The sequence below is a fragment of the Microvenator marinus genome (genome assembly GCF_007993755.1).
GTDB lineage: Bacteria > Myxococcota_A > Bradymonadia > Bradymonadales > Bradymonadaceae > Allomicrovenator > Allomicrovenator marinus.
Window position 1 is genome coordinate 1,120,539 of record NZ_CP042467.1, and the last position, 24,824, is coordinate 1,145,362.

The window sequence follows — 24,824 nt, forward strand, 5'->3', positions numbered from 1 at the left end:
CTCTCGATTGCTAACAATGCGCGACAAATCAGTTTCATGAGGAGACCCATGGCAGACGGCACAATTCAAGAAGTGGTGCAAAACCACAGCAGTCGCGTAGGAATGACCCCCGAAGACTTGGAGCAATCAGTCCTTGAGCACCTGTTCTACACCTGTGGAAAGGACCTCCGCTCCGCGACACCACTTGACGTCTACCGAGCAATCTCACACGCCACGCGCGATCGACTTGTTCACCGCTGGCTGCAGTCTAAACGCACCTATTTTCACCACGAGGCAAAGCGGGTCTGTTATCTCTCTGCTGAATTCCTGATCGGACGTGCTCTGGCCCAAAATCTACTAAATCTGGGCATCTATCACCTCGCAGAGACCTCCCTCGATCATCGTGGCTTGACCCTCAAGGACATCCTTGAGGAAGAACTCGACCCTGGACTCGGAAACGGTGGCTTGGGACGACTCGCCGCTTGTTTTATGGAGAGTCTCGCCACGCTTCAGTATCCCGCATACGGGTACGGCATTCGCTACGAATTCGGAATCTTCGACCAGGAGATCGCGAATGGTTGGCAAGTCGAGAGAGGTGATGATTGGCTTCGGCGTGGAAACCCATGGGAAGTCCCTCGGCACGAACTCTCGGTGGGCGTTAACTTCTACGGACGCGTCGAGGCTCGGGTGCATGTGGACGGGACTAAATCCATGCACTGGGTGGATACACAGACGGTCATTGGCGTTCCGTACGACACTCCTATCCTCGGCTACCAGAACAACACCGTAAACACGCTCAGGCTCTGGTCTGCTAAGGCCTCCAAGGAGTTCAATTTCTCCGTGTTCAACGACGGTGACTACCGACGCGCGGTGGAAGAAAAGGCGCTCAGCGAGAGTATCTCCAAGGTTCTCTATCCAAATGATGAGTCGGCAGAGGGCAAGGAGTTGCGGCTCAAGCAGCAGTACTTCTTTGTGGCGTGTTCCATCGCTGACATCATTCGAAGGCATAAGAAGCGATTCGACACCCTGGACAATCTTCCAGACCAAATCGCGATCCAACTCAACGATACTCACCCGGCTATCGCTGTAGCAGAGCTGATGCGCGTGTTGATCGACGAGGAATCAATCGCGTGGGAAAAGGCCTGGGAGTTGACCAAGGCGGCCACCGGATTCACCAATCACACCCTACTTCCTGAAGCTCTGGAGAAATGGCCAGTTCCGATGTTTGAGAGGCTTCTGCCTCGCATTCTCCAGATTATCTACGAGATCAATCGTCGCTTCCTACTCGAAGTTCATGTCAAATGGCCAAACGATGATGAGCGCAAACGGCGGCTTTCAATCATTGAAGAAGGTCCCGTTAAACACGTGCGAATGGCCCATCTGGCGGTAGTTGGATCGCATAGCGTCAACGGTGTAGCTGAGCTCCATAGTGAACTCGTCTGCACCCAACTCATGCCCGACTTTCACGACATGTGGCCGCAGCGCTTCAACAACAAGACCAACGGCGTTACGCCACGCAGATGGCTGCTACAGTGCAACCCTGACCTGAGCGAAGCGTTGACCGAGAGGATTTCCGATGGTTGGGCGCGAGACCTTTCAGAACTGACGAAGATTCTCGAGTACAAAGACGACACCGAGTTCCGGGCGGAAGTCCGGGCGATTAAACGCAAGAACAAAGAGAGATTGGCCAAGGTAATCGAATCTAGGCACGGGTTTAAGCCTAACCTCGACTCGATTTTTGACGTCCAAGTCAAGAGACTACACGAATACAAGCGCCAGCTACTAAACTGTCTTCATATCATCGCTCTCTATCAAGATATGAAGGAGAATCCCGAGAGCGACCGCGCCCCGAGAACCTTCATTTTTGGGGGTAAAGCGGCACCGGGATACATGATGGCAAAGCTACACATCAAGCTCATCAATGATGTGGCCGACATCATCAACCATGACCCCGCAATCCGTGACCGAATCAAGGTCGTTTTCTTGAGCAACTACAATGTTTCGCTAGCCGAAATCATCATTCCGGGTGCAGACATTTCCGAGCAGATTTCGATGGCTGGCAAAGAAGCTTCCGGCACCGGAAACATGAAGTTTGCTATGAATGGGGCCCTTACAGTCGGAACCCTAGATGGTGCGAATATCGAGATCCGAGAGGAAGTCGGCGCCGAGAACTTCTTCCTCTTTGGGCTCAAAGCCGATGAGGTTCGTGGGCTCAAAGGGTCGGGCTACAATCCAAACCACTATATCGAGCGCAGTCCACGGCTTCGACGAGCCCTTGATCTCATCGCGTCGGGATTCTTCTCTCCCGACGATCCAAGTCGGTTCCAGCCCGTTGTCAACGAGCTGAGAAACCTGGACACCTACATGCTCTGCGCCGATTTCGACGATTATTTCCGTGCCCAGTTTGAGGTTGACCAGTGTTACCGCGACCCCGAAAACTGGACATCGAAGGTCATTGAAAATCTCGGCAATATCGGAAAGTTCTCCAGTGACCGTACGATCGAGCAGTATTGCAAGGAGATCTGGAATCTGACACCTTGCCCTATCGACCTCACCGAAAGTTTCTAAAGAGAAGTTCAAATGGATCGTCGTCTCATCGACTCTATCGTATCCTCCGGCACGGTTTCACGCGCCGACATGCAGCGCTACATCTTGCGTGCCACCAAGAACAAGGTGTCCGTGCTGCGCGAGATCTTCGAAGATCACCCGGACAGCGAAAGCATTGCGAAAGTGGTCGCAAGCCATCTGGGGGCTGAGTTTCTCCCACCAGACGCACTCGTTGCGCAAAAAAATGCGCTCGCCTTGGTCGCAGCGAAGAGCGCCGAGAATGCAGCATTACTGCCCCTCTCCTTTAAGGATGACACTCTTGTTGTTGCGGTCGCTGATGTGGAGTCCGCTTCGGAACTCTTGAACACCGTCAAGCTTGCCACGGGAAACGCCCCGGAAATCAAGATCAGCGCGTACCAAAGCCTCAAAGACGCCATCGCTCATCACTATTTCGGAAAGCCATGGCAGTTTGCGCAAAGTCCTGAGAAGCCGGCACCTGGGCCTCCGGATCCAGAACCAGACTCCGAGGACATCATCGACCTAAACGACCTCGTCGCGCCTCCAAAACTCGAACCGGATGAGGCCGTCATGCGGGCCAAACCTAAACGCCGGCCCTCACTTTCTTCGCCCCAATCCTTTGCAGGGTCCGAGAAACCGGAAAAGCCCAAGTCTCCAACGGTCGAGGTGAATCAGGCATTGGAAGACTTCGACGCGTTTTTAGACACCAACTCGACCGGGCAATTCGCAACCGACGATTCGTGGGAAGAAGAATTCTACAAGAGTCAGGGACAATCAGGATTTGGGTCACAATTCGGCGAATCCGAGGACGAACTCAACGCTATCCAAGGCTTCGACCTCTTTGAGCCGAGTGAGATCGAACTCACGATTCAGGAGTTGGTTGACCGCCACGATGCACAAATCCAAAAACTCCAATCAGAACTCAAAAACCAGCGTGATGTTGTGGCGGTTCTTGTAGAAATGCTGCACGAATCACGGGTTCTGAACCGAAAGGAACTCTCCAAACGAGTCAAAGCGCGGCGAGGCTAAGGTTTGAGTAGTCGGAGTTGAGCTTCGACCTCTTCCCAGGAGTAGCGACGTCCCTGATCAATACCAGGGCACTCTTTTCGTTCCCTAACCCATCCACCTGGGGATTTTACGATTTCCGGCCAAAACGGATAAGTCCGACACTGCACAGGTCGCGCGCTATGGATTGTACACGCGTCATCGAGCAGAAACGGACAGGCGGACTCCTCCGGCACATCTACATAGTACCGGCCATCGGAGGTCTCCAAGAAGCGTTCCTCGAACTCTTCCGGACTGATGCCCAAAAACGCCGAAGCCGTCGCGATATCTTCCTCAGTGAAGAAGACCCACCCAGGTTTCCGACAACATTCACCACAGCCCGTGCACTCGAAACGCAAGGACTTCATTCCAATGGGTCCTTTGTCATCACGACCTTGGACTGGATGGACTGACCGCCAGGAGAAACCCCTACCTGCTCATAATTGACGCGTGCTCGATTCACCCGCTTGGCGTCGAGGTCCACCCAAAACTCACCTTTACCGATGCCGTGTCCTTCATACCCCGAACCCTTCGCTTTGCCCGTCAGGTTTTGGTCCACATAGGCCACGCGCTTATCCGTGCCGGCGACATAGCCGCGAAAGGTCATGGTAACTTGGACTTCGCCGCTAATTACCTTACCCGAGGCATCTCGGGCCTCGATCGGAATCGTGTAATTCCAAGCTTCATCCACATTGACGGCCTCCCGTGGGAAATGCGGCGAGAGGTAGTACGAGGCATCGGTGATGATACCGAGGAACTGCGAGAGCTCCCCGCTCGGCGTTGAAAGCAGCTCGATATTGGAAACCTTGCCATTAGAATCGATGGTCAATTGATGTTTCACTGTTTCGACGAGCTGGGCGATCTGACTCAGAAGGTCCGCAGGCACTGGCTGCTCGGCCGAAACCGCTTCCACGGCAACGTCGCGATACGCGCGTACATACTTTCCCTGTGTGCTTGGCGTTTGATCGACGACCATCGAAATTTTTGTAGAAGAGGAACTCAACTCAGCCCCCACTCCCGCAGTCTGGGTCTGCTCAAGGCTCGTGCGCCACGAGCTTTCGCCAGGCTCAACCATGAAACTCAGAGTCCCTTCACGTTCAAGTTCAGGCATTTTCTGAGCGCTCGCGGACGCGACTTCGCGCGTTGCAGACTCCCCGACCTCGCCTCCACCCTCAAAGGCGAAATAAAACCCAACTACGGCCAGGGCAATCCCGAGCCCAAATAGTGGCATCAACTTCTGCTTCTTTGGTTTGGTTTTTGATTCACTCAAACTGAGGACTCCATTCAGTGGGCGAGAGTGTCTTTAAGGGATCTTTGGATTTCCCGCAATTTGGTATGCGAACTTCAATGAAATGCATATTTGGGCGCGAGTATCGTCTGAACGATTGAATACCGCGGCACCCATTGGTGTTGAGGTAGCGTTATTCAACGGATTCTAATAGAGTCCCGGCTCGGTGAATTGGAGATAATATGAAGAACATTCTTGTCATGGTGCTTTTGGTTTTCGCAGCACAGAATGCTTGGGCACAAGATAACGGAACCCCGGATGAATATGCCGAGCGGGTCCAAGATTTCTATAAAGCAACGAGCGACTTTCAGTCGAAGTTCGTGCAAACTTACACGGACCTTGCTGCAGGCGACCAAAAGGTCAGCTTTGGGCGCGTCTATTTCAAAAAACCCGGGAAAATGCGTTGGGATTACCTCGTCGATAAGAACTCCTCTAAACGAGAGAAGGTCTACGTCAGTGATGGAGACGCCTTTTGGATTTACGAGACGGAATTTCAGCAGGTCTTCAAACAATGCCTTGCGGAAAGCCAACTCCCTACCAGTCTTCGTTTCCTGATGGGTGAAGGGGACCTCTTAGCCGAGTTCAACATCACGTTTGCGAAAGGTTCGACCGAAAAGGCGCCAAAGCTACGATTGGTCCCCAAAGTCCCCACATCGCGCTACAAAGAGTTGCAGTTCGAGGTCAATCCAACCACCTACCAGGTGGTGAAAACGACCATTTTCGACCCATACGGCAACACAAATGAGATCAAGTTCGATGCGGCCTTGGTGAATAAAAACCTTCCGGACTCCGGGTTTGTGTTTAAAACACCGAAAGGCGCTCGAGAGATCAATCCCCAAAAAACGTGTCAATAATGTGACCCGCTTGAGTCTTTGTCAGCCAAGTCGAGAACGCTCCTGTGCTGCGTGCTGCGGAATCTATAACGACTCGGGAACTCGCGTCGAAGTGACGGCCGAAGTTCGTGAGCGTACACGGGAGTTTCGCTCGATCTCGCGCCCCCTCGAAGTCGAATCTCTAAGAGATTTCCGCCAAAAGTGGGAGAAAGAGGCTGACCAACGCCTCATGGCCGAGCTTCAAAACTGCCCATTTGTAGGCTTCCTTGACGGACCCGACACAGCTCCAAGCGGACGACTTGGCTGTATGGTTCATCCTCTCCAAAACCAGGGATTTGACGGCCGAGACTGCGGGGTGTTCGACAGGCATATCTGCGAAGACTACCTTTGCGCCTCGTACAGCGTACTCTCGATGGACGAGAAGACGTTTATCGTAAACCTTCCGCTCGACGCGTACACCTACGGCTTGGTCATCACCGATCCAATGTTGATCAAACGAACTCTTTCGCTCGTGGCCACTGAGTTTGGCTCATCCCCACAGCTCTCCAAGACCAGCGAGTCGTTTCGCAGAGCACTGGCTGAGTTTTTCGAGTTCAAGCACAACTGGCCGTGGCGCGCACCCGACGCGAACTTTGGCCCTTTGAAGGCAGGAAAAGATCTCGAAACTCCTCGCCGCTCATTGATCTTGCCGGAGGGCGAGCTCTCTCCAGATCCTGTGGATGACTTGTTGGTATGTTTCGGCTCGACGTTTGAATCTACCGATGACTTGCTCGAGGCGCGCGACCTGGTTCGCGCACGAATAGTCCAACTCGCCTCGATACTTGTGAATTCATGATCGCTTCATTAGACTCTACGTTTGTGATTGTAATGACGCTGCTGGTTTCGACCGGTACCCTGCTTTTTGTGCAACTATGGCGAGAAGAAGACTAACAATTGTGATGGTGCTCGGGCTCTCGTTGAACGCGTGTGAAGGGTCGTTTGACGTGAACTCCACGCAAATGAATCTGCCCGACCAAAGTCAACCTCAGCCGGACGCTTCCGCTGATTTCAGCACCCCGGACCTCGCCCCAAACACAGATATGGGCACATTCGAAGACGCGGATGAGGACCTCGCGGAGCCTTCTCCGTGCGAAACTGTGCAGTGTGGGGACAATGCGACCTGCTCTGAGGGCACGTGCGCATGCAATTCGGGATTCACGGGTGACCCCAATGCGGGTTGCACACCCGCTGACCCATGCGCTGAGATTCAGTGTCAATATGGCGCCACATGTAACGCTGGAGATTGCATATGCGATGCAGGCTTTGAAGAAGACGGTGACAACTGTGTTCAGATCACTCCTGGTGATACCGCCGCACGAACGCGAGATGAGGTATGTCAAAAGTGGCAGACCGATCACCCAACTACCTCAACTACCATGTGGCAGGTGGAACCGGCCGATGCCTGCGATCCGGGCGTAATCCACCCCACGGTGTTGACCGACGCGCTTCGCCGAACGAGTCTCTTCCGTTGGCTTGTGGGGCTGCCAGGCGTGACATCTGCCCCAGGGGCCGCCGAATCGACTCAGGCCTGTGCGACCACTCTGGCTGCGTCAAACCGCGGGCTCTCTCATAGCCTTGACGAAACCTATACCTGTTACACTCCAGCCGCTGCGCAAGGGGCTGGGTCGAGCAACCTCGCCTTAGGTGTAAATCACCCTGCAAGCTCAGTAGACCTCTATATTGGAGATGTTGGGGTGCGTAGCCTTGGTCACCGACGCTGGATCTTCAACCCGCGCATGGGAGCCACCAACTTCGGACAGCGCAACAACTATTCATGCATGTACGCCTTTGATAGCTCATCGAATGCCAACCCAGAGTACGTTGCGTATCCAGCGCCCGGCTTTTTCCCGCGCTCCGCCTTGATTGGATACTGGTCTTTTGGGAGCACCCAACTCAACCTAAGCAACGCGACTGTGACCATGACCCGAACGGATACCAATGCAGAGGTCCCAGTGAATGACGTCAACGTCCCCTCGGGTAACTATGGCATTCGCGTCGTTGCCTGGCAGGTCCCCGGCGCGGAGCTAGACGTTGAGTATGAAATCACGATTGGGCTCGCGAGCGGCGAAACCCGGGTCTATCGGACCACTTTGGTCAATTGCAATTGATGGTCATTTTTAAGAATCGACAAGTTTCTTTCACTTTATGATTGACCGCGCTAAACTGGCGCATATGTTGACGGCCCCGAGCTAGACGCTCGGAAGAAACGAAAAAAAGGTAATTATCCCTTGGACCCTGAACCCTGGTCTTCTTTAGTCGTTGAGCTCGTCCTTCTTTTTGCAGTGTTGGGAGTCTCGGCATTTTTGTCCGCAGCTGAAACCTCGCTGACGTCTCTCAGTGGCGCGCGAGCGCAACAAATGATCGAGGAAGAACGCGCCACCTGGATGAATCTCTGGGTGAAATCGCCCTCCATGGTCATCACATCCATTCTGGTTGGGAAGAGTTTGGCCAACGTGCTCTTTGTGGTGCTGGCGATCTTGGTCGCTCAAGAGCTCCTCACGACAGCCGAGTTTGACACGTGGGGCGTCTATCTCCTCGTAGCTAGCGTCGCCTTCGCACTTCTGACCTTTGCTGAGGTGGCACCAAAAACTCTCGGAAAACGCTTCTATAAAGGATTCGCCAGTGTATCTGTCCGGGTCCTCAGGGGCCCTTTCTACCTTTTTTACCCGCTTACCTGGCTCTACACCGAACTGACCCAACAGCTTTTCCGGAAACTCGGCGGGTCGCACTCCACGCCTGGCCCACTGACCTTCGACGAAATCGAGTACATGCTCGATATGAACGAGTCCGAGGATAACGACCATACGCGGCTCTTGCGCTCAGTCGTTGAATTCCCCGACACACTCGTGCGCGAAGTCATGGTCCCCAGAACGGATATCGTCTCGCTTTCGGCAGACATGAAGTCCACTCAGATCATCCAAACCCTTGTGGACTGCGGTCACTCTAGACTCCCCGTCTATGAAAGCTCCTTGGATAATATCCTCGGGATTTTCTACGCAAAGGACTTAATGCGATTCCACGCGGACAACGGGACATTCGAAGGCTTTGACCCTACCGCGATTCTGCGCGACCCCTATTTCGTGCCGGAATCCAAACGAATTGCCGATCTACTCGGCGAGTTCCAGCGACAACGCATGCACATTGCGGTGGTGGTCGACGAATTCGGCGGAACCTCCGGAATCATTACGCTCGAAGATATCGTGGAAGAGATTTTCGGCGATATTCAAGACGAATACGACGAAGAACCAGCACAGATCACAGAACTCGGTGAGCAGAAACTCATCGCAGACGCGCGCGTGCCTATCTACGAGATCGAAGAGTATTACGACCTCGACCTTCCGGACCATCCAGACTATGAAACGCTTGCGGGATTCATACTTGCTCATGCAGGGAGCGTCCCCCTAACGGGCCAAGTCTTCGAGTTGCACGGTCTGAAGTTTGAGATCAAAGATGCCGACGCAAAGAAAATCATCTCCGTTGCAATCGAACCCATCTCCGAGTCCGAATTCATCGAAGAAGCCGTCGGCTGACCGACCCCTACTCCGCCTACTTCCAATCTCAATTCTCAATATCGTCGAGCTCGGGATCGCACTGCCGGTCTTACCAGCGATCGCTCTGGCGCTCGGTGCCACGGCTTTCGATGTCGGGCTCCTCTATATGCTCCAATCCTTGGGGCAGTTCTTGACCGGCCCCATTTGGGGCCGACTCTCCGATCGGTTCGGCCGCAAGAACATCCTGATGATCACCTTTGCGCTGGCGGCTCTAGCGGAGATCCTTACCGCATTTGCCACAAGTCTGATCGCCCTTTTCATCACCCGATTCTTTGTCGGCCTTTGTGCGGGCAACGTTGCGGCAGCTTCTGCATACGTCGCGGACGTCACCACCCAAGAAGACCGATCCAAAGGAATGGCAGTGATAGGGGTGAGTTTCGGGCTCGGCTTTACGATCGGCCCGGCCATTGGCGCCCTAATCTCGTTTCTAGCACCAGAAACGATAAGCGTCTGGGGACTCGGTCTACCCTTTCTCGTCGCCGGCCTCCTGAGTCTTTTCACGCTGATTTTAACTGCATTTGTCTTGAGGGAGCCTCCTCTCTCGGCTGAAGAGCGCCAGAACCGACGCGGCCCGCAGCCCCCAATTCGCGAGATCCTAAATCACCCAGGCATGCTCCCTATGGTGCTCATGTTTTTCGCGTACACCATGAGCGCCTCAGTCCTTGAGGCGACGTTCTTCCTCTACGCCGCCGACGAGTTCTCCCTACGCGCTGAACATATCGGCGCCACGTTTGCTGGACTTGGACTGCTTCTGGCCATTCTTCAAGGGAGTGTAGGAAAGGTCGCAAAACGCCTCGGCGATCCCGCCATGGTTCTCCTAGGTATCGGACTCTGCAGCGTTGGACTGGTTCTTTCGGTCAGCGTTGAGAGTCTTCTGATCTTCCTAATGTTTGTTGCTATCGCCACCGCTGGCCGAGCCTATATGCATCCAGGACTACTTGCATTGACCTCAAAGGTCTCACCAACACCCGCTCTCGCCGGGACTTTCCTCGGGATCCTGCAGAGTTTTGGCTCACTTGGCCGCATCTCCGGACCAGCTATTGGTGGTTGGACCTACGAATACGTCTCTCACGAAGCCCCCTTTATCATTGCGGGCCTCTTCCTCTTAGTGTGCGGAATTGTTTGGAAAATTACTCTTGGACGACAGGAGAATCAAATATTCGACTCTGAAGTTTCAAAAAAGTTTGAAACCTCTTGAGCGATTTGATAGCTTCCGCAGCGACTCGAGTCATCCATTTGGTATGACCCTTTTTAGTTGTTCATCGAGTCCCTAATCATCACAATTTTGCGGCAATAGCTCCGCTGAATCTGTTGCGTTTTTGATTCGCAATTTTTGCGGCTCAAACCAGCAACAAATAAGGTTGACATCGGATTTATTGCTATGGGATAGAGGGGCCGCTTTTCGCCACCCGAAGGCGATTCCTCAAGTTCGTTTGGAGCAGCGCTGTATGAGCACACGCTACCTCAGTGTCATTGGCCTAATGGTCATCTCAATCTTGATCGCTTTCTCTGGCTGCATTAACCCTCGTAAGGGATATGCACCCGAGCAACCGATTGCGTTTAGTCACCAACTCCACGCAGGGCAGAATCAAATTCCCTGTAGGTATTGCCACGTCTCCCCTGGGGAGGGTCCGCACTCGTCGGTGCCTGGCGCAAATACCTGTATGAACTGCCATACTATGGTGCTGCCGCAGAGCCCCGAGATTCAAAAGATCAAGAATGCTTGGGAAACTGGCAAGCCCATTGAGTGGGTAAAGGTCCACGACCTCCCTGACCATGCGCGTTTCAGCCACTCGCCGCACATCAACTTTGGGTTTGATTGCAGTGAGTGTCACGGCCAGGTCAACACCATGGATGTCGTGTCCACGCAGAACGAATTCAACATGGGGTGGTGTGTGGATTGCCACCGCGACCCCAAGCATAACGCATCTGTCGATTGTGTGACCTGCCACTATTAAGAGGCGCTGGACTAATTACACGAACGTGAACCAAACCGGATTCCCTTCCGGATATGAGTAAAACGGCTATGACGAAGCACCAACCAGAAAACGGTTTTGCACATAATCCCGACCCGATCGAAGGCGTCGAGGCTCGAATCAAACGAAACGTCGCTGGCGACGTGACCATCAGCTTTGGCGATGGCTCTGAGCCGATGAACGTCTCCCGACGCGAATTTATGCGGATTGGCGGCGTCGCTGCAGCTACGGCTGCCATGACTGGCACCGGCTGTAACGCGATGCGCAACGACGTTGAATACATCGTTCCCTACGTTGACCGGCCAGAAGAAGTACGCATCGGGACACCCAATTACTACACGACGGTTTGCTCAGGCTGTAATGCAGGCTGCGGCGCACTCGTGACTAGCCGGGGCGGTCGACCGATCAAGCTCGATGGCAACCCGCACCACCCACTTAGCCAAGGCGCCCTCTGCTCTCGCGGACTCGCCTCGTACATGAATCTCTACGATCCGGACCGCGCCAAGTCTCCTCTCAAGGTAGCTCAAGGTGGCGGACACACGCCGGTCAAATGGGAGGAAGTTGACCGTACTGTCATCTCGGCCGTGGAAAAAGCAACCAGTGGCGGTGGCATCGGTATCCTCACGCAAAACTTCCATGGAAGTGCACGCAAGGCTCTTCTGGCCGCTATCCAAAAGGGGCTGCCAGGCCTTAAGCACTACCAGTATGACGCGATCAATTCGGAGGCTCTGCGCGCTGCGAATCAAGCCACCTATTCAGATGCCCACATCCCATCTTACGACTTTTCGAAGGCGGATTACGTGGTGTCGCTTGGAAGTGACTTCCTCGGCTCGTGGCTCTCGCCGGTGCTCTTCACCAAGCAGTTCTCAAGCCGACGCAACCCAGACGGCAACATGAACAAGATGGTGGCCTTTGAAGGCGCCATGACACTCACGGGTATGAACGCTGACGAGAGATTCCGCGTACGTCCGGGAGACCTTGTCCATATCGCAATGGCGCTCTTGCACACGGTTCTCGTCACACGAAAGACCGGAGCCCTTTCAAACTCGCCGATCGCTGCAGCTGTTCAGGCGTTCTCCCCTGCTGAAGTTGCCTCCAAGCTCGGTATCGATGCGGATGCACTCACGCGGGTCGGGCAAGAACTCGCCGACAACGCAGGAAAAAGCCTTATCGTAGCCGGTGGAACCGCAAGCGCGACGGCTCAAGGTGTCTCTCTTGAAGTCGCCGTGAACGCGCTTAACGCGGCGCTCGGAAACGTCGGCAACACGGTCGACCACGTCAACGTGTCGAATCAACAGAGCGGCACACTCCAAGACCTCAAGACCCTCATCGCCGATATCAATGCGGGCAAGATCGATGTGCTTATCATCGACAGAGCCAACCCAATCTACTCGGCTCCGCGCTCCCTGGGTTTTGAGGATGCGCTGAAGAAGGTCAAGCTTGTCATCAGCACCACGGATCGTGTTGATGAGACAAGCCTATTCGCATCTTATCTTGCTCCTGCTGGACACCAGCTCGAGCAATGGGGCGACTCGAATCCGGTTGGAAATGTCTTTGCCATCCAGCAGCCAGTCATCCTGCCATTGCACGACACACGAGGTTTCGAGCATAGCTTGATGGTGTGGTTCGGAAGCGCCCTACCCGGTGTATTCGACGTCTACCTCGCGGAGCCCCAAGCGCCTGCTGGAACACGTGCACCTGGCGTCCCAACTGACCCAGGCCCATGGTACCGATTCATCCGCCAACATTGGGAGACCACGCTTTTCCCGCGTGCTCGCTCTATGGCTTCATTCGACCAATTCTGGATGGAGACCTTGCAAAAAGGCGTGTTTGAACTCGAGGTACAGGCACGTCGCCAACCTAATTTTGAGGCGAACAAAGCACTGGCGTTACTCCCAACGGCATTGCCCGAAGCGACAACCAACGAGCCTGGGGATCTCAGCAAGAAAGAGATTCAACTCGTCGCAACACCCACAATGTTCGACGGTGAGCACGCAAACAACGGCCACCTGCAAGAAACTCCTGAAGTCGTTACTAAGCACGTCTGGGGCTCTTACGCCATGGTGTCCCCTGCCACATTCAAGGCAGCAAAACTCAAGTCCGGACAAGTACTCAGCATTGCGCTAGAGAACGTGGTTCGCGAATTCCAAGTCATCATGCAACCAGGCATGCACGACGACGTCATCGGCATTCCACTCGGATACGGCCGAACGGCAGCCGGTGTGGTCGGAAATGAAGTCGGCGAGAACGGCTTCCTCTTTGGGCATGAGTCGGAAGGACGGCATATTTTGGCCGGCCTGAAACTCGAAGTAAAAGACAGCAAGCGCACCGAGAAACTCTCGGTGATCAAAGGAGCAGGCGTTATCGACCTGCACCGCCGCAACTACTTCGCGTCGACAACCCTTGAAGAATACAAGGAAGACAAGTCGGCAGGCGTACACAAGCACCCAGACCTCAATGACATGTGGGATCGCCACAAGTACGAAGTCAAATGGGGCATGGCAATCGACCTTTCGAAGTGCACTGGATGTTCAGCTTGCGTCACAGCATGCCAGGAAGAGAACAACATCCCAGTAGTCGGACGTACCGGTATTCTCGAAGGCCGAGAAATGCACTGGATGCGCATCGACCGCTACTACGAGATGCCGCACGAGGCCGCTCACAAGCAGTCTAACCCAGTCAACTTCGCTGCCCTTGCACACCAGCAGTACAGCGACTCTGGCGACCCAATGCTGCACCCTGAGCCTCTTGTCGCACTTGCTGAATACATGGATGAGCCACGCGTGCTCTTCCAACCGATGATGTGTCAGCACTGTGAAAATGCCCCTTGCGAGAATGTGTGTCCGGTGGCTGCCACCATGCACAGCGAGGACGGCCTCAACCAGATGATCTACAACCGTTGTGTGGGTACCCGTTATTGCTCCAATAACTGCCCATTCAAAGTTCGACGCTATAACTGGTTCAACTACGCCGTGGACCGAAGCGACACTGTGTTCGCTCGACTCTACCCAGAGCTCGGAGAGCACAAGCGCCTCAATATCGAGGAGCCGCTGCCGATGGCGATGAACCCAGAGGTGACCGTCCGCGAGCGAGGTATCATGGAAAAGTGTACCTTCTGTGTACACCGTATCCGCCGCGCTAATTGGACGCTTCGTCAAGAGGGACGCACCAAGTTCCGCGATGGCGACGTGGTCACAGCTTGCCAACAGGCATGCCCGGCCGACGCTATCGTCTTTGGTAACCTCATGGACGAAACCAGCGCAGTGGCAAAACTGCACGCTGTAGAACGTAAGATTACGCCACTTGATGAAGTCGGAGTTCGCTCGTCTGTGGCTTATTTGACTAATGTTTGGAATGCCCCGAAGCCTGCGCATGAAGCAGACCACGGAGCCGCTGACCAAAAAGAAACACACTGAGTTTAACCGACACTGGACGCGACAATGAGTATTTCTGCAATTCCAGATGGAGAGCTCCAAGGGCTCCCACACATCGAGAAGGACGCTGGTCCTCTCGGGGGTACGCAAGCAATTCGCGAACCCCTGGTCACCGGCAATAAGTCCTATGCGGATGTGAGTGAAGATGTTTCGAAGCATACCGAAACCTTCCCGACCAAGCTTTGGTGGGGTGCCTTTGGCATCTCCGCGCTCTTCGCCGCACTATTCGTCGGCTCACTCGGTGTGGCGATTGGAACTGGTATCGGTACCACCGGTATCTCCCACCCCGTCGGCTGGGGTGTGTTCATCATCAACTTCGTTTTTTGGATTGGTATTGGTCACGCCGGAACTCTGATTTCGGCCATCCTTTTCCTCTTCCGACAGAACTGGAGAACGGCGATTAACCGTTCGGCAGAGGCGATGACCATCTTCGCGGTTTTGACTGCTTTGGTCTTCCCGTTGATGCACACGGGTCGCCCATGGCTCGCTGCCTACTGGCTGCTTCCGTTGCCAAACGGCCGTGGTCCGCTCTGGGTTAACTTCAACTCGCCCCTCCTCTGGGACGTGTTTGCGGTTTCGACCTACGGCACCATTTCGGCTGTGTTCTGGTACATCGGACTCGTGCCGGACCTCGCGACCCTACGTGACCGCGCGAAACACCCGATCCGCAAGAAGATCTACGGAATTCTCGCGCTCGGTTGGACCGGCGGAAACCGCTCTTGGCGCCATTATGAGTCGGCGTACCTCATGCTCGCCGGACTCGCGACACCACTCGTGCTTTCGGTTCACACCATCGTTTCGTTCGACTTCGCAACCTCGGTGATTCCAGGCTGGCACACCACCATCTTCCCACCTTACTTCGTGGGCGGCGCTATCTTCTCGGGATTCGCCATGGTGGCCACCTTGCTCATCATCATGCGTAAGGTCTTCAATCTCGAAAATTACATCACGGTCAACCACCTCGAAGCCATGGCCAAGGTCATGCTCACGACCTCCATGGTTGTTGGCTCGGCCTACGTCATCGAGTTCGTGATCGCCTATTACTCGGGCGTCGAAGGTGAGCGATTCCACTTCGCCAACCGTATGTTTGGACCGTATGGCTGGTCGGGATGGATTCTCTACACGTGCAACATGTTGGTTCCCCAACTTCTGTGGTTCAAGTCTATACGCAGGAATATCGCGGTCCTCTTTGTGCTCACCATATTCATCAACATCGGTATGTGGTTTGAGCGCTACGTGATCGTCGTCATCTCCTTGCAGCGTGACTTCTTGCCAAGCTCTTGGGGAGGCTACGGCTTCAAGGTCATGGACTGGGCACTAACTATCGGTTCCTTTGGATGGTTCATGACCATGTTCCTACTTTTCTGCCGCATTCTACCTACGATCTGTATGTTCGAGGTCAAAGCTGTGATGGACCCAGATAAAGCGTCGCGATTCGCGCAACAAAAGGGAGGTCAATGATGAGCGAAGACATCAAAGACCAAGAAGAAAAAGAGCAGACAGCTGAAACAGCTGAAGAAGTCTCAGAAGAGTCCGAAGCTGCTTCCACTGAGGAAGCAACATCGGAGGAAGCTGGCGAAGAATCGCAAGCAGAAGTCGCAGAGGAGGAAACTCCTGCTGACGCCGACGAGCCTTCGGATGAAGCTGCTGAGGAGCCTGCTGCTGAAGAAGAGCCTGCTGCTGAAGTCGAACCTCCAGTGGCTGCTGCTGACGAAGCTGCGGCTGATGAAGGCGATGTCATGGGCATGGCAGCTTTCTTTGACCACCCTCATCACCTGCTTTATGCAGCCGAAGAGGCACGAGACAAGAAGTTCGAGCGCTGGGATGCTTACTCCCCCTTCCCTATTCACGGGATGGACCAAGCCATGGGCTTGAAGCGGTCTTGGATTCCTTGGGTCACCTTTACGGCTGGCCTCACGGGTACGATGGCCGCTGCAGGGCTACAGTTTGGAATCATGGGATTCGATTGGCCGATGGTCTATGGCGGAAAGCCATTCATCGCCTGGCCGTCTTTCGTACCGATCATGTTCGAGCTCACCGTGCTTTTTGCGGGTGTTACAACAGGAATCGTCATGCTGATCGCAGCCGGATGTTTCCGACGCAATCACATCATCGACCCAGGTATCTCGAACGATAGGTTTGTGCTTTGGATTTCTGCCGAAGACCCAGCCTTTGAAGCCGAAGAAGTCAAAAAGTTCATGCTCGACCTGAATCCGTCTGAGGTTCGGACCGTGAGGAAGGCAGGTAACTGAAATGAAGAATCTTAAAAAGTTCATTACAACCGGTGCCCTCTTGGGCCTGAGCCTCGGCGCAAGCGGATGTTTGGATTGGTGGCCCGAGTTCGGAATTCCTGCGGGCAAGCAGCCTTGGGGCGAGCTCAACCCACTCCAAGAGATGCATACGTCTCCTGCAATCAAGGACCAGGGACCCGAGGGCATGCGCTACCTTCCCCCCGGCACGGTACCAGTAGGCTTCAGGCCAAACCCAATTCCTGCAGACCAGGCAGCGAATTCGGCGGTCCTCAAAAACCCTGTGCCCATCAACGATCAGTCGATGCGATACGGCAAGCTTATGTACGAAACAACGTGCATCGTTTGTCACGGCGACGACGGAAGAGGCATGGGTTACATCGTACCCAAGTACCCACAACCACCCGACCTTACGTCAGCGCGTGCCCGCGATTGGACGGATGGACAAATCTATCACGTCATTTCGCACGGCCAGGGAACCATGGGTTCTTATAAAAGTCAGCTTAAGCCGGAAGAAAGGTGGGCCGTTGTTAATTATGTAAGGGCGTTACAACGCGCTCAGTACCCAGAACCAACGGATCTGGAAAACCTTACGGAATGAGTAGCGGGCCTGGCCCACACCAACTTGTACGCACCGGGTGAACGCACCCTTGATTTAATGAGTTTGTACTTATGGCACATCACGAACACGAAGTAAGAGCCCCCAAGGCCTTTGAAGTTCCTGCCAAGTTTCGCACGGCTTGTCTTGCGATGGCTGTTCTGGGGTTTGCTGGTTTCGGCGTAGGACTCTTTGTTGATTACTACGCGGCGTGGAACGGCTACCTCATCGGCTTTTGGTTCACGCTGAGCCTCGGCCTTGCCGGTGCGTTCCTCAACGCCACCCAGTACCTGGCAATCGCGGGCTGGAGTGTGTCCGTCCGAAGGATCGGCGAAGCCATGGCACAATATGTTCCAGTGGCTGCGGTCCTTTTCATCGGGTTGATCTTCGGTGGTGAAAAACTCTACCACTGGTGGGACCCAGCTTACGTGCAAGCCGATTCGATCCTCCAAAAGAAGGCTGCCGTCTTGGATAGCACCGTTTTTTCGGCGGCATGCATCATCTCTTTGGCGGCCATGTCGGCCCTTATCTTTAAGATCCGTAGTCTCTCATTGAAGATGGACTCATCATCAGACCCATCAATCTACCCGAAGCAAAAGACCATCAGCGCGGTCTTCCTTATCGTGTACGTAATTGGTTTCGCGATTCTCAGCTGGTACTGCCTGATGTCACTTGAGCCCCACTGGTTCAGCACCATGTGGTCGGTCTATATGTTCGCTGGCATGTTCCAGAGCGGACTCGCTTTGACCATCTTGATCATGCTCTGGTTGATGGATCGCGACTACTTTGGCGACTTTGTGAGCACTAAGCAGGTCCACGATCTGGGCCAGTTCATGTTCGCGTTCACCGTCTTCTACATGTACATCGCGTTTAGCCAATTCCTCTTGATTTGGTACGCGAACATCCCTGAGGAAGCGATGTTCTACGTCACCCGTGGAACCCCACCAGATGTCACCACGGGATGGGAAGTCATCACCTGGAGCATTCCAGTACTGAAGTTCCTCGTACCCTTCTTCATCTTGCTCCCTCAGGAGCACAAGAAGAACAAGTACAATATCCTTCGATACACAGCGGTCGGACTTGTCATTATGCAGTTGGTCGAAGTGTGGTGGATTGTAGCCCCAACCCCCCATGAAAAAGGTGCACTCGCGGCAGCGCCGTCGATGCCAATCTTCGAGCTCCTCACAACGATGGGCTTTATGGGTGTCTTTGGATTTGTAGTTGCGACCCAGCTCGCCAAAGCCAACCTCGTACCGACAAAAGATCCGTTCCTCGCTGAGTCGATCGAACATCATCATCATGGGGTGCGGCCTCCGCGTCCCGAAAATATCGTGATTTCCTGAGGGTGCCCATGAAGTACTCATATGTAAAACGCGCCATTCAAGGCGCTGTCCTCGCCGGGGGCGCCATTGCTCTCTTCCCAGCACTGGACGTGGCAGCACAAGGCATCGGTTTGAGAAAGCTCGATGAAATGCTTTCACCGACCAATGCGACTCTTGAGCGCGGGCAAAAGGTTTATGCAGAACAGTGCGTTTCTTGCCACGGCGAAGATGGCAAAGGTGGTGCGCCGCTCGCGCAGAACTTTGACCCTCCCGCCCAAGCTTTTACTGGTCAGTTCAAGTATGGCCACGGTCCAATTGCGATTTACAACGCGATTTCGGTCGGTGACATGCAAACACCACCAGTGGAGGGACAAGAGACGATCAGTGCCAAACACCCGGCCGTCTTTAACCACGTTCCCTTCCAAGACCGCTGGGCAGTAGCGCACTATGTGCGAACGCTCGGTGGAAACGGAGCACCTGACTCTGCGGCACTACGGGAGCGCGCAGAGTTTGAGGCTGAGAATGGCGTGTGTTTTGAGAGCGTCAAGGCCGGTATTGCTGACCGCGTCGCCCCTAAAGGCGATGAGCAGCTTGCTAAAGGCAAAGAACTCTACGCAGCCCAGTGCTCATCATGTCACGGCGCGGAAGGAAAAGGCGACGGTGCTGCTGCGGCGGCGTTGAACCCCAAGCCAAGAAACTTCCACTCTGTTGACGAAAAGTGGACGGTCGGAACGAGTCCACTCGGGGTGTTTAACGTACTCAGCGTAGGTATTGCTGGTACATCGATGGCATCTTACGCTTCTTTGAGCGAAGACGATCGTTGGGCGCTGACACACTATATCCGTCAGTGGGTTCCTGAAAACCAGCTACAAGAGTCAACGGAGGACGAGGTGGTTGACGTTTGTCGTGCGCTAAGCACGCCACCGAAGCCCCCCGCCATCCCGCTCGAAGTCGCGATTAACGCCCTCATCAAGGATTATCCGACCTCGAGAGCAAGGGAGTTCGCCAAGTACGGTGACGTGCTCTTGCATGCGGGTGCGGACGCCGCAAAGGGCGAAGCCGTCTACAATGCATCTTGCGCCTCCTGCCACGGAGCTGGCGGCGTTGGGTCTGCAAACGGACCTTACGGAGCGTTTCCTCCTTATCTCTACCTCCAGGTCAACAGGCTCGTTCCTGCGATGGCCGGTGGAGATACAGCGTCGTTTGCTCAGCGGTCGATTGGAGGCGTGCACGCCACCCTTCCTGACATGTCGGCCGCTTCACATTTGACGGTTGAAGATTGGCGAAATGTTCAGGCATATGTCGCGCGTTTTGAGGGTGAAGGCACCGTTCGGGTGAACGAGCCTGCGCCGCCTCAAGTCGACGCGGTAGAAGAGCCGGCTGCACAAGCACCGGCAACCGAGAGTGTTGAGTAGTATCGCATTGGCGAGTGAACATAGGTAAAACAGGAGCTGATCGACACAGGCCTCGCAGCATTTGGTAGGCAGTTTCGGTCAAGGTAAATGGGCGTTATGACATCATATAAGATTGAACGGAGAGCGATTCTCCTTGTCGCCGTTTTCCTGGTGTTGGCGGTACCAACACTGGCATTCGCGGTCCCGGGTTCGGGTGAGTTTATTTCGAACTATGCCCCAGGTGGGCGTTCGGTCACCGAACTCTACAATATTCTGGCCAAGATCTGCCTTGCGATCCTTCTGCTCGTCGAGGGCTTGCTCCTCGTCGCGATCATCAAGTTTCGCCGAAAGAGTGCAGACGAACGCCCCGTGCAAACACACGGTAATCTCAAGTTGGAGATCGGCTGGACACTGGCTGCTGCTGTAGTTCAGGTTTATATCGGCGTCATCACCATCAACGTGATGACTGAGGTGGAGGTCATACCTGAACCCGAGAATATCGGGATCACGGTGGAAGCCATTGCGTACCAATGGGGCTGGCAGTTCAGGTACCCCGACTACAATGGCATGCTCACCGATGACCTTGTGGTCCCCGCCCACACAAACGTCAAGCTCGAGATCACCTCGCGCGACGTGATTCACTCAATCTTCATCCCCGAACTCGGTGTGAAGATGGACGCGGTGCCAGGACGTTTCAATCTCTGGTGGTTCAACGCGGATGGCCCCGTGAACCAGGTGCTCGCCGAGGGTGAGCGCGCGAGTCGTGTTGAGAAAGAGCGTAAAGTCACCACTCGTCCCGACATCGTTTCGTTCTTCAACCCAAGACCAGACCGCGATGTGACCGGCCTTGAGGATCGAGTCACCTATCTTGCGGCGAGCCGCACGGTTGAGGATGTGTCTCCCTATGCGAAGTACGATGCTGTGGAATACCGCGGGATGTGTACTGAGATTTGCGGAAAGGGCCACTACAACATGTACTTCAGAACCGTGGCGATGACTCAGACAAGCTTCGACCAATGGGTCAAGGACCAACAAACAGGCTCTACTGAGGCTGACGGTGGTGCAATTTATCAGCAAAAATGTGCTTCATGTCACGGTGCCGACGGCGCAGGCGTTCCCGGTAGCTTCCCTCCTCTCGTCAACGTTCCGTGGACCAATGACGACACGATGAAGGATGCTCACATTGAGGTTGTTCTCAAGGGTAGCGAAGCATCGACACTTCAAGGGCCAACCGAAGTCAACGGCGTAGTGTACAACAGTGTGATGCAGCCATGGCACGACACCATGAACGATGTGGAGATTGCGGCCGTCGTGAATCACGAGCGTATTTCGTGGGGAAATAAGGGCACCGAGGTCAGCGCGGAAGACGTAGCGCGTGTCCGTGCTTCTCTTGGGCTTCCACCCTTCCCTGCCGGCGGCGCAGAGCCAATTCCTGAGTCCGAGCTTCTGGCTGAAGGCGAGAACCTCTACGCAGCTTGCGCGTCCTGCCACGGAGCGGATGGCAAGGCAATGAACGGAGTTCCAAGTCTCGCGGGCAACACGACCGTGCTCAGCGATGTCAAAGGAACCGTTGCTTCATTGGTCAACGGCCAGGACAAAGAACAATGGCCTGGAGTGAAGTCTCCGATGGGACGATCCATGACAGACCGACAGCTTTCGGCCCTGATCACCTACATGCGTAAGTCATGGGGCAATGAAGGCGGTGTCGTCCTGCCGGATGAAATCCAGCGCCTAAGAAACGAAGTACAGAAATAAGAGACCTTGTGCAGCTCCGGCTGCCGATATGAGGAACGATATGGCTAGCCATACTAAAGAAGAATTTGACCTTGGGTTCCTTGCACCTTTGAACGAGGCCGCAAGAAAATCCAAACTCGTAAACTTGATGCAGTGGTTTGGGTCGACCGACGCAAAGCGCATCGGCATCATGTACATCACATTCGCGGCACTAAGCGGTGTCTTGGGTACGATTCTCTCATTGATGATCCGCGCCGAACTTGCGGCGCCAGGCCTCAACCTTATGAGTGATGATTTCTACCTGACCCTGCCGGGAATGCACGCGTCGGCGATGATTTTCTTTTTCATCATTCCGATGTACGCCGGGTTTGCGAACTTCATCCTGCCTATTCAGGTAGGCGCTCCAGACATGGCGTTTCCAAAGCTCAACTTGGCTGCGTTCTGGTTGCTGCCACCGGCTGCAATCATCGCATTCTCAGGGTATCTCATTGATTCAGCCCCACAGTTCGGTTGGACCGGATATCCTCCACTTTCGAACTCGGTGTACTCACCTCAGATCGGCGCAGACCTTTGGCTTCTCGGTTTGGTCATCGTGGGTACGAGCTCAACGATGGGAGCTGTGAACTTCCTTTCAACAGCTTTCAACATGCGTTGCAAAGGCATGACCCTCTTCCAACTCCCGCTCTTCACATGGTCCGTAATCGTGATGAGCTTCCTTGTCCTCGCGTCGACCCCTGTTCTGACAAGCGCGCTCTTGATGCTTAACCTCGAGCGACTCTTCCCGAACACGTTCTATTTCTTCGCACCTGAGGGCGGTGGTGACCCCATCCTCTACCAACACCTCTTCTGGTTCTATTCGCACCCGGCGGTGTACATCATGATCCTGCCAGGGTTCGGAATGGTTTCCGAAATCATCCCTACGTTCTCACGCAAACCAATCTTTGGTTATGCAGTCATGGTTTGGTCCATGATCGCCATCGCGTTCCTTGGATTCTTGGTGTGGGCTCACCACATGTTCACCAGTGGTATCGGGCTTACGGTTCGGATGGTCTTCATGTTCCTGACCATGCTCATTGCGGTTCCGACCGGTATTAAGATCTTCTCTTGGATCGGCACCATATGGGGTGGAAGTCTAAAGTTTTCGACATCGATGATGTTTTCGCTCGGATTCATCGCGATGTTCACCATCGGCGGTCTCTCGGGTGTGGTGTTGGCTGCTGTGCCGGTCGATATCCAACTCCACGACACCTACTACGTGGTGGCACACATCCACTACGTTTTGGTGGCCGGTTCTGTGATGACCATCTTTGCTGGATTCTATTTCTGGTATCCAAAGATGACCGGACGCATGCTCAACGAGAAGCTAGGTCATATCCACTTCTGGGGAACGTCCATCTTCATCAACGTGACGTTCTTCGTGCAGCACTACTTGGGCGTCAAAGGTATGCCGCGACGTTACGCCGACTATGATCCGATTTTCGCAGACCTCAACTTGGTTTCGTCTGTCGGCTCATTCGCGCTCTTCGCATTCCAGTTCGTCTTCTTCTTCAATCTCTTTTACAGCCTGAAGAAGGGCGCTGTGGCTGGACCAAATCCTTGGGAAGATGCACAAACTCTCGAGTGGACGATTGCGTCACCTCCAGATCACCATCAGTTCCATCATCCCCCAGTGTGGACGCCGATTGACAGAAGCCATGGACACGACCACGGTCATGACCTTGCTGCGGCAGAATGAATAGATTAATTGGGCATTAAAAGTACTAGGAATCTCTCATGGGTAATGTAGCAATCGGGCCGGGCGAAGAGTCTCTCGGCGTATCAAATGGGAAGGTCGGAATGTGGACCTTCCTCGTCATGGACGCCATGACCTTCGCCGGTTTCCTGGCAGGGTATGCGCGCCTGAGATGGAAGGAGCCCTTGATCGAAGGAACGGCCTGGCCGAATCCTTACGAGACATTTGGCACCGTGGGTATCCAGCTCACTGCATTCAACACCTTCGTGCTAGTTTGTAGTTCTGTGACCATGGTGCACGCGCTTGCTGAAGTGATGCGCGGCAATATGGAGCGGGCTCAAAAATGGATGTTGGCGACCATTGTCGGTGGCCTCTTCTTCCTTGGAATCCAGGGCTTTGAGTGGACCCACCTTATCCTCGATGTTTGGCCGTATATCTTCGATCCCAATCATTCGGTGGACTACAACCTGAACTTTGCTGCAACCTTCTTTTCTCTCACCGGGTTCCACGGCGGCCACGTGTCGGTGGGTGTGATGTACAACATCATTCTCTACCTTGGGATGTCGCGCGGAAAGATTACCGCAAATCACGGAGATTTCGTTGAGATCGCCGGGTTGTATTGGCACTTCGTGGACCTTATCTGGATCCTCGTTTTCACCTTCGTTTACCTTATCTGACAGGACCTGACATGGCACACAAAGAAGCCAAGTGGTACGGGGTATTTCACGTCCAATATATGGTCATCTGGGCAGTATTGCTTTTCTTGACCATCGTCGAAGTGTATATCCCGGAACCGTCATTGATTCCGCTTTTCGGCATCGAACAGTTTCCAAGAACTTTCGTCATCATTTCGCTGATCGTTCTCGCTCTGGCGAAGACACTTTTGGTGGCCGGTTACTACATGCACCTCATTGGCGACAAACCGGCAATGATTGCAATTGCCTCGGCTCCCTTTATATTCTCCATCTTCCTAACCGTGGGTCTTTTTCCGTACTAAGTGAGTACCGGAATCCTTTGACACCACCGGTGGAGTTCATTAGAAGGTGCGCGGCAATCAAGGTTGCCGCGTTTTCTTTTTTGGAAATG

General features: G+C 54.2%; 20 protein-coding genes. 18 read left to right on the forward strand and 2 right to left on the reverse strand.

The genetic code is table 11. The features are described from left to right. The first annotated feature begins 48 nt into the window (after positions 1-48). Positions 49-2,547 carry a glycogen/starch/alpha-glucan phosphorylase gene (locus FRD01_RS04785; RefSeq protein WP_249756016.1) on the forward strand — a complete coding sequence of 833 codons (2,499 nt, stop codon included), beginning with the start codon at positions 49-51 and terminating at the stop codon, positions 2,545-2,547. Positions 2,548-2,559: 12 nt separating this feature from the next. Beyond that, a complete protein-coding gene (locus FRD01_RS04790) occupies positions 2,560-3,573 on the forward strand; it encodes a GspE/PulE/PilB domain-containing protein (protein WP_146958122.1) in 1,014 nt (337 codons plus the stop codon). Here the strand turns inward: FRD01_RS04790 and FRD01_RS04795 are convergent. Together FRD01_RS04795 and FRD01_RS04800 are read right to left on the reverse strand one after the other, a co-directional pair. Next, positions 3,570-3,956, reverse strand: coding sequence for a YkgJ family cysteine cluster protein (locus FRD01_RS04795; protein ID WP_146958124.1), 387 nt, complete (start codon positions 3,954-3,956; stop codon positions 3,570-3,572). The two genes, FRD01_RS04790 and FRD01_RS04795, sit on opposite strands and share 4 nt — an antisense overlap. After that, positions 3,953-4,858, reverse strand: coding sequence for a hypothetical protein (locus FRD01_RS04800; RefSeq protein WP_146958126.1), 906 nt, complete (start codon positions 4,856-4,858; stop codon positions 3,953-3,955). Before FRD01_RS04800 ends, FRD01_RS04795 begins: the two co-directional genes overlap by 4 nt. A gap of 200 nt (positions 4,859-5,058) precedes the next feature. Between FRD01_RS04800 and FRD01_RS04805 the strand changes: the two genes are divergently transcribed. The 16 genes from FRD01_RS04805 (at position 5,059) to FRD01_RS04880 (ending at position 24,735) form a co-directional block, all read left to right on the forward strand. Then, on the forward strand, positions 5,059-5,730 hold the full coding sequence (locus FRD01_RS04805; RefSeq protein WP_146958128.1) for a LolA family protein: 672 nt from the start codon (positions 5,059-5,061) through the stop codon (positions 5,728-5,730). 10 nt (positions 5,731-5,740) lie between these two features. After that, positions 5,741-6,544, forward strand: a complete 804-nt coding sequence (locus FRD01_RS04810; protein WP_146958130.1) for a hypothetical protein — start codon at positions 5,741-5,743, stop codon at positions 6,542-6,544. Positions 6,545-6,620: 76 nt separating this feature from the next. Next, positions 6,621-7,856 carry a hypothetical protein gene (locus tag FRD01_RS24175; RefSeq protein ID WP_249756017.1) on the forward strand — a complete coding sequence of 412 codons (1,236 nt, stop codon included), beginning with the start codon at positions 6,621-6,623 and terminating at the stop codon, positions 7,854-7,856. A 174-nt stretch (positions 7,857-8,030) separates the two neighbouring features. Then, the gene (locus FRD01_RS04820; protein WP_249756207.1) at positions 8,031-9,278 is read left to right on the forward strand and encodes a hemolysin family protein; all 1,248 of its coding nucleotides are present in this window, start codon (positions 8,031-8,033) and stop codon (positions 9,276-9,278) included. After that, on the forward strand, positions 9,199-10,497 hold the full coding sequence (locus FRD01_RS04825) for an MFS transporter (protein ID WP_146958133.1): 1,299 nt from the start codon (positions 9,199-9,201) through the stop codon (positions 10,495-10,497). The genes FRD01_RS04820 and FRD01_RS04825 overlap by 80 nt, the downstream gene beginning before the upstream one ends. Before the next feature lie 250 nt (positions 10,498-10,747). After that, on the forward strand, positions 10,748-11,257 hold the full coding sequence (locus tag FRD01_RS04830; protein ID WP_146958135.1) for a cytochrome c3 family protein: 510 nt from the start codon (positions 10,748-10,750) through the stop codon (positions 11,255-11,257). Positions 11,258-11,325: 68 nt separating this feature from the next. Then, entirely contained in the window at positions 11,326-14,691 is a 3,366-nt protein-coding gene (locus tag FRD01_RS04835) for a 4Fe-4S dicluster domain-containing protein (RefSeq protein ID WP_249756018.1), read from the forward strand. Between the two features lie 24 nt (positions 14,692-14,715). Further along, complete coding sequence (nrfD, locus tag FRD01_RS04840) at positions 14,716-16,170, forward strand: NrfD/PsrC family molybdoenzyme membrane anchor subunit (protein WP_146958138.1); 1,455 nt, start codon at positions 14,716-14,718, stop codon at positions 16,168-16,170. Then, on the forward strand, positions 16,170-16,961 hold the full coding sequence (locus FRD01_RS04845; RefSeq protein ID WP_249756019.1) for a DUF3341 domain-containing protein: 792 nt from the start codon (positions 16,170-16,172) through the stop codon (positions 16,959-16,961). The genes nrfD and FRD01_RS04845 overlap by 1 nt, the downstream gene beginning before the upstream one ends. A gap of 1 nt (position 16,962) precedes the next feature. Continuing rightward, on the forward strand, positions 16,963-17,559 hold the full coding sequence (locus tag FRD01_RS04850) for a c-type cytochrome (protein ID WP_146958142.1): 597 nt from the start codon (positions 16,963-16,965) through the stop codon (positions 17,557-17,559). 71 nt (positions 17,560-17,630) lie between these two features. Continuing rightward, a complete protein-coding gene (locus FRD01_RS04855) occupies positions 17,631-18,899 on the forward strand; it encodes a hypothetical protein (protein WP_146958144.1) in 1,269 nt (422 codons plus the stop codon). Between the two features lie 8 nt (positions 18,900-18,907). Then, positions 18,908-20,293 (forward strand): c-type cytochrome, encoded by a 1,386-nt coding sequence (locus tag FRD01_RS04860; RefSeq protein WP_146958146.1) that lies wholly within the window; start codon positions 18,908-18,910, stop codon positions 20,291-20,293. A gap of 96 nt (positions 20,294-20,389) precedes the next feature. Beyond that, positions 20,390-22,027, forward strand: a complete 1,638-nt coding sequence (locus tag FRD01_RS04865; RefSeq protein ID WP_249756020.1) for a cytochrome c oxidase subunit II — start codon at positions 20,390-20,392, stop codon at positions 22,025-22,027. Between the two features lie 127 nt (positions 22,028-22,154). Further along, positions 22,155-23,741, forward strand: coding sequence for a cytochrome c oxidase subunit I (gene ctaD / locus FRD01_RS04870; RefSeq protein ID WP_146963854.1), 1,587 nt, complete (start codon positions 22,155-22,157; stop codon positions 23,739-23,741). 38 nt (positions 23,742-23,779) lie between these two features. Beyond that, entirely contained in the window at positions 23,780-24,415 is a 636-nt protein-coding gene (locus FRD01_RS04875; protein WP_146958150.1) for a cytochrome c oxidase subunit 3, read from the forward strand. Between the two features lie 11 nt (positions 24,416-24,426). Further along, positions 24,427-24,735: a cytochrome C oxidase subunit IV family protein gene (locus FRD01_RS04880; protein ID WP_146958151.1), complete on the forward strand. Its 309-nt coding sequence runs from the start codon at positions 24,427-24,429 to the stop codon at positions 24,733-24,735. Positions 24,736-24,824: the final 89 nt, after the last annotated feature.

Excerpts from the sequence above, each read along its gene's own strand:
- FRD01_RS04785 (WP_249756016.1), top strand. The coding sequence starts at position 49 with ATGGCAGACGGCACAATTCAAGAAGTGGTGCAAAACCACAGCAGTCGC.
- FRD01_RS04790 (WP_146958122.1), top strand. The coding sequence starts at position 2,560 with ATGGATCGTCGTCTCATCGACTCTATCGTATCCTCCGGCACGGTTTCA.
- FRD01_RS04795 (WP_146958124.1), bottom strand. The coding sequence starts at position 3,956 with ATGAAGTCCTTGCGTTTCGAGTGCACGGGCTGTGGTGAATGTTGTCGG.
- FRD01_RS04805 (WP_146958128.1), top strand. The coding sequence starts at position 5,059 with ATGAAGAACATTCTTGTCATGGTGCTTTTGGTTTTCGCAGCACAGAAT.
- FRD01_RS24175 (WP_249756017.1), top strand. The coding sequence starts at position 6,621 with ATGGCGAGAAGAAGACTAACAATTGTGATGGTGCTCGGGCTCTCGTTG.
- FRD01_RS04825 (WP_146958133.1), top strand. The coding sequence starts at position 9,199 with ATGCCGACGCAAAGAAAATCATCTCCGTTGCAATCGAACCCATCTCCG.
- FRD01_RS04830 (WP_146958135.1), top strand. The coding sequence starts at position 10,748 with ATGAGCACACGCTACCTCAGTGTCATTGGCCTAATGGTCATCTCAATC.
- FRD01_RS04835 (WP_249756018.1), top strand. The coding sequence starts at position 11,326 with ATGACGAAGCACCAACCAGAAAACGGTTTTGCACATAATCCCGACCCG.
- nrfD (WP_146958138.1), top strand. The coding sequence starts at position 14,716 with ATGAGTATTTCTGCAATTCCAGATGGAGAGCTCCAAGGGCTCCCACAC.
- FRD01_RS04845 (WP_249756019.1), top strand. The coding sequence starts at position 16,170 with ATGAGCGAAGACATCAAAGACCAAGAAGAAAAAGAGCAGACAGCTGAA.
- FRD01_RS04850 (WP_146958142.1), top strand. The coding sequence starts at position 16,963 with ATGAAGAATCTTAAAAAGTTCATTACAACCGGTGCCCTCTTGGGCCTG.
- FRD01_RS04855 (WP_146958144.1), top strand. The coding sequence starts at position 17,631 with ATGGCACATCACGAACACGAAGTAAGAGCCCCCAAGGCCTTTGAAGTT.
- FRD01_RS04860 (WP_146958146.1), top strand. The coding sequence starts at position 18,908 with ATGAAGTACTCATATGTAAAACGCGCCATTCAAGGCGCTGTCCTCGCC.
- FRD01_RS04865 (WP_249756020.1), top strand. The coding sequence starts at position 20,390 with ATGACATCATATAAGATTGAACGGAGAGCGATTCTCCTTGTCGCCGTT.
- ctaD (WP_146963854.1), top strand. The coding sequence starts at position 22,155 with ATGCAGTGGTTTGGGTCGACCGACGCAAAGCGCATCGGCATCATGTAC.
- FRD01_RS04875 (WP_146958150.1), top strand. The coding sequence starts at position 23,780 with ATGGGTAATGTAGCAATCGGGCCGGGCGAAGAGTCTCTCGGCGTATCA.
- FRD01_RS04880 (WP_146958151.1), top strand. The coding sequence starts at position 24,427 with ATGGCACACAAAGAAGCCAAGTGGTACGGGGTATTTCACGTCCAATAT.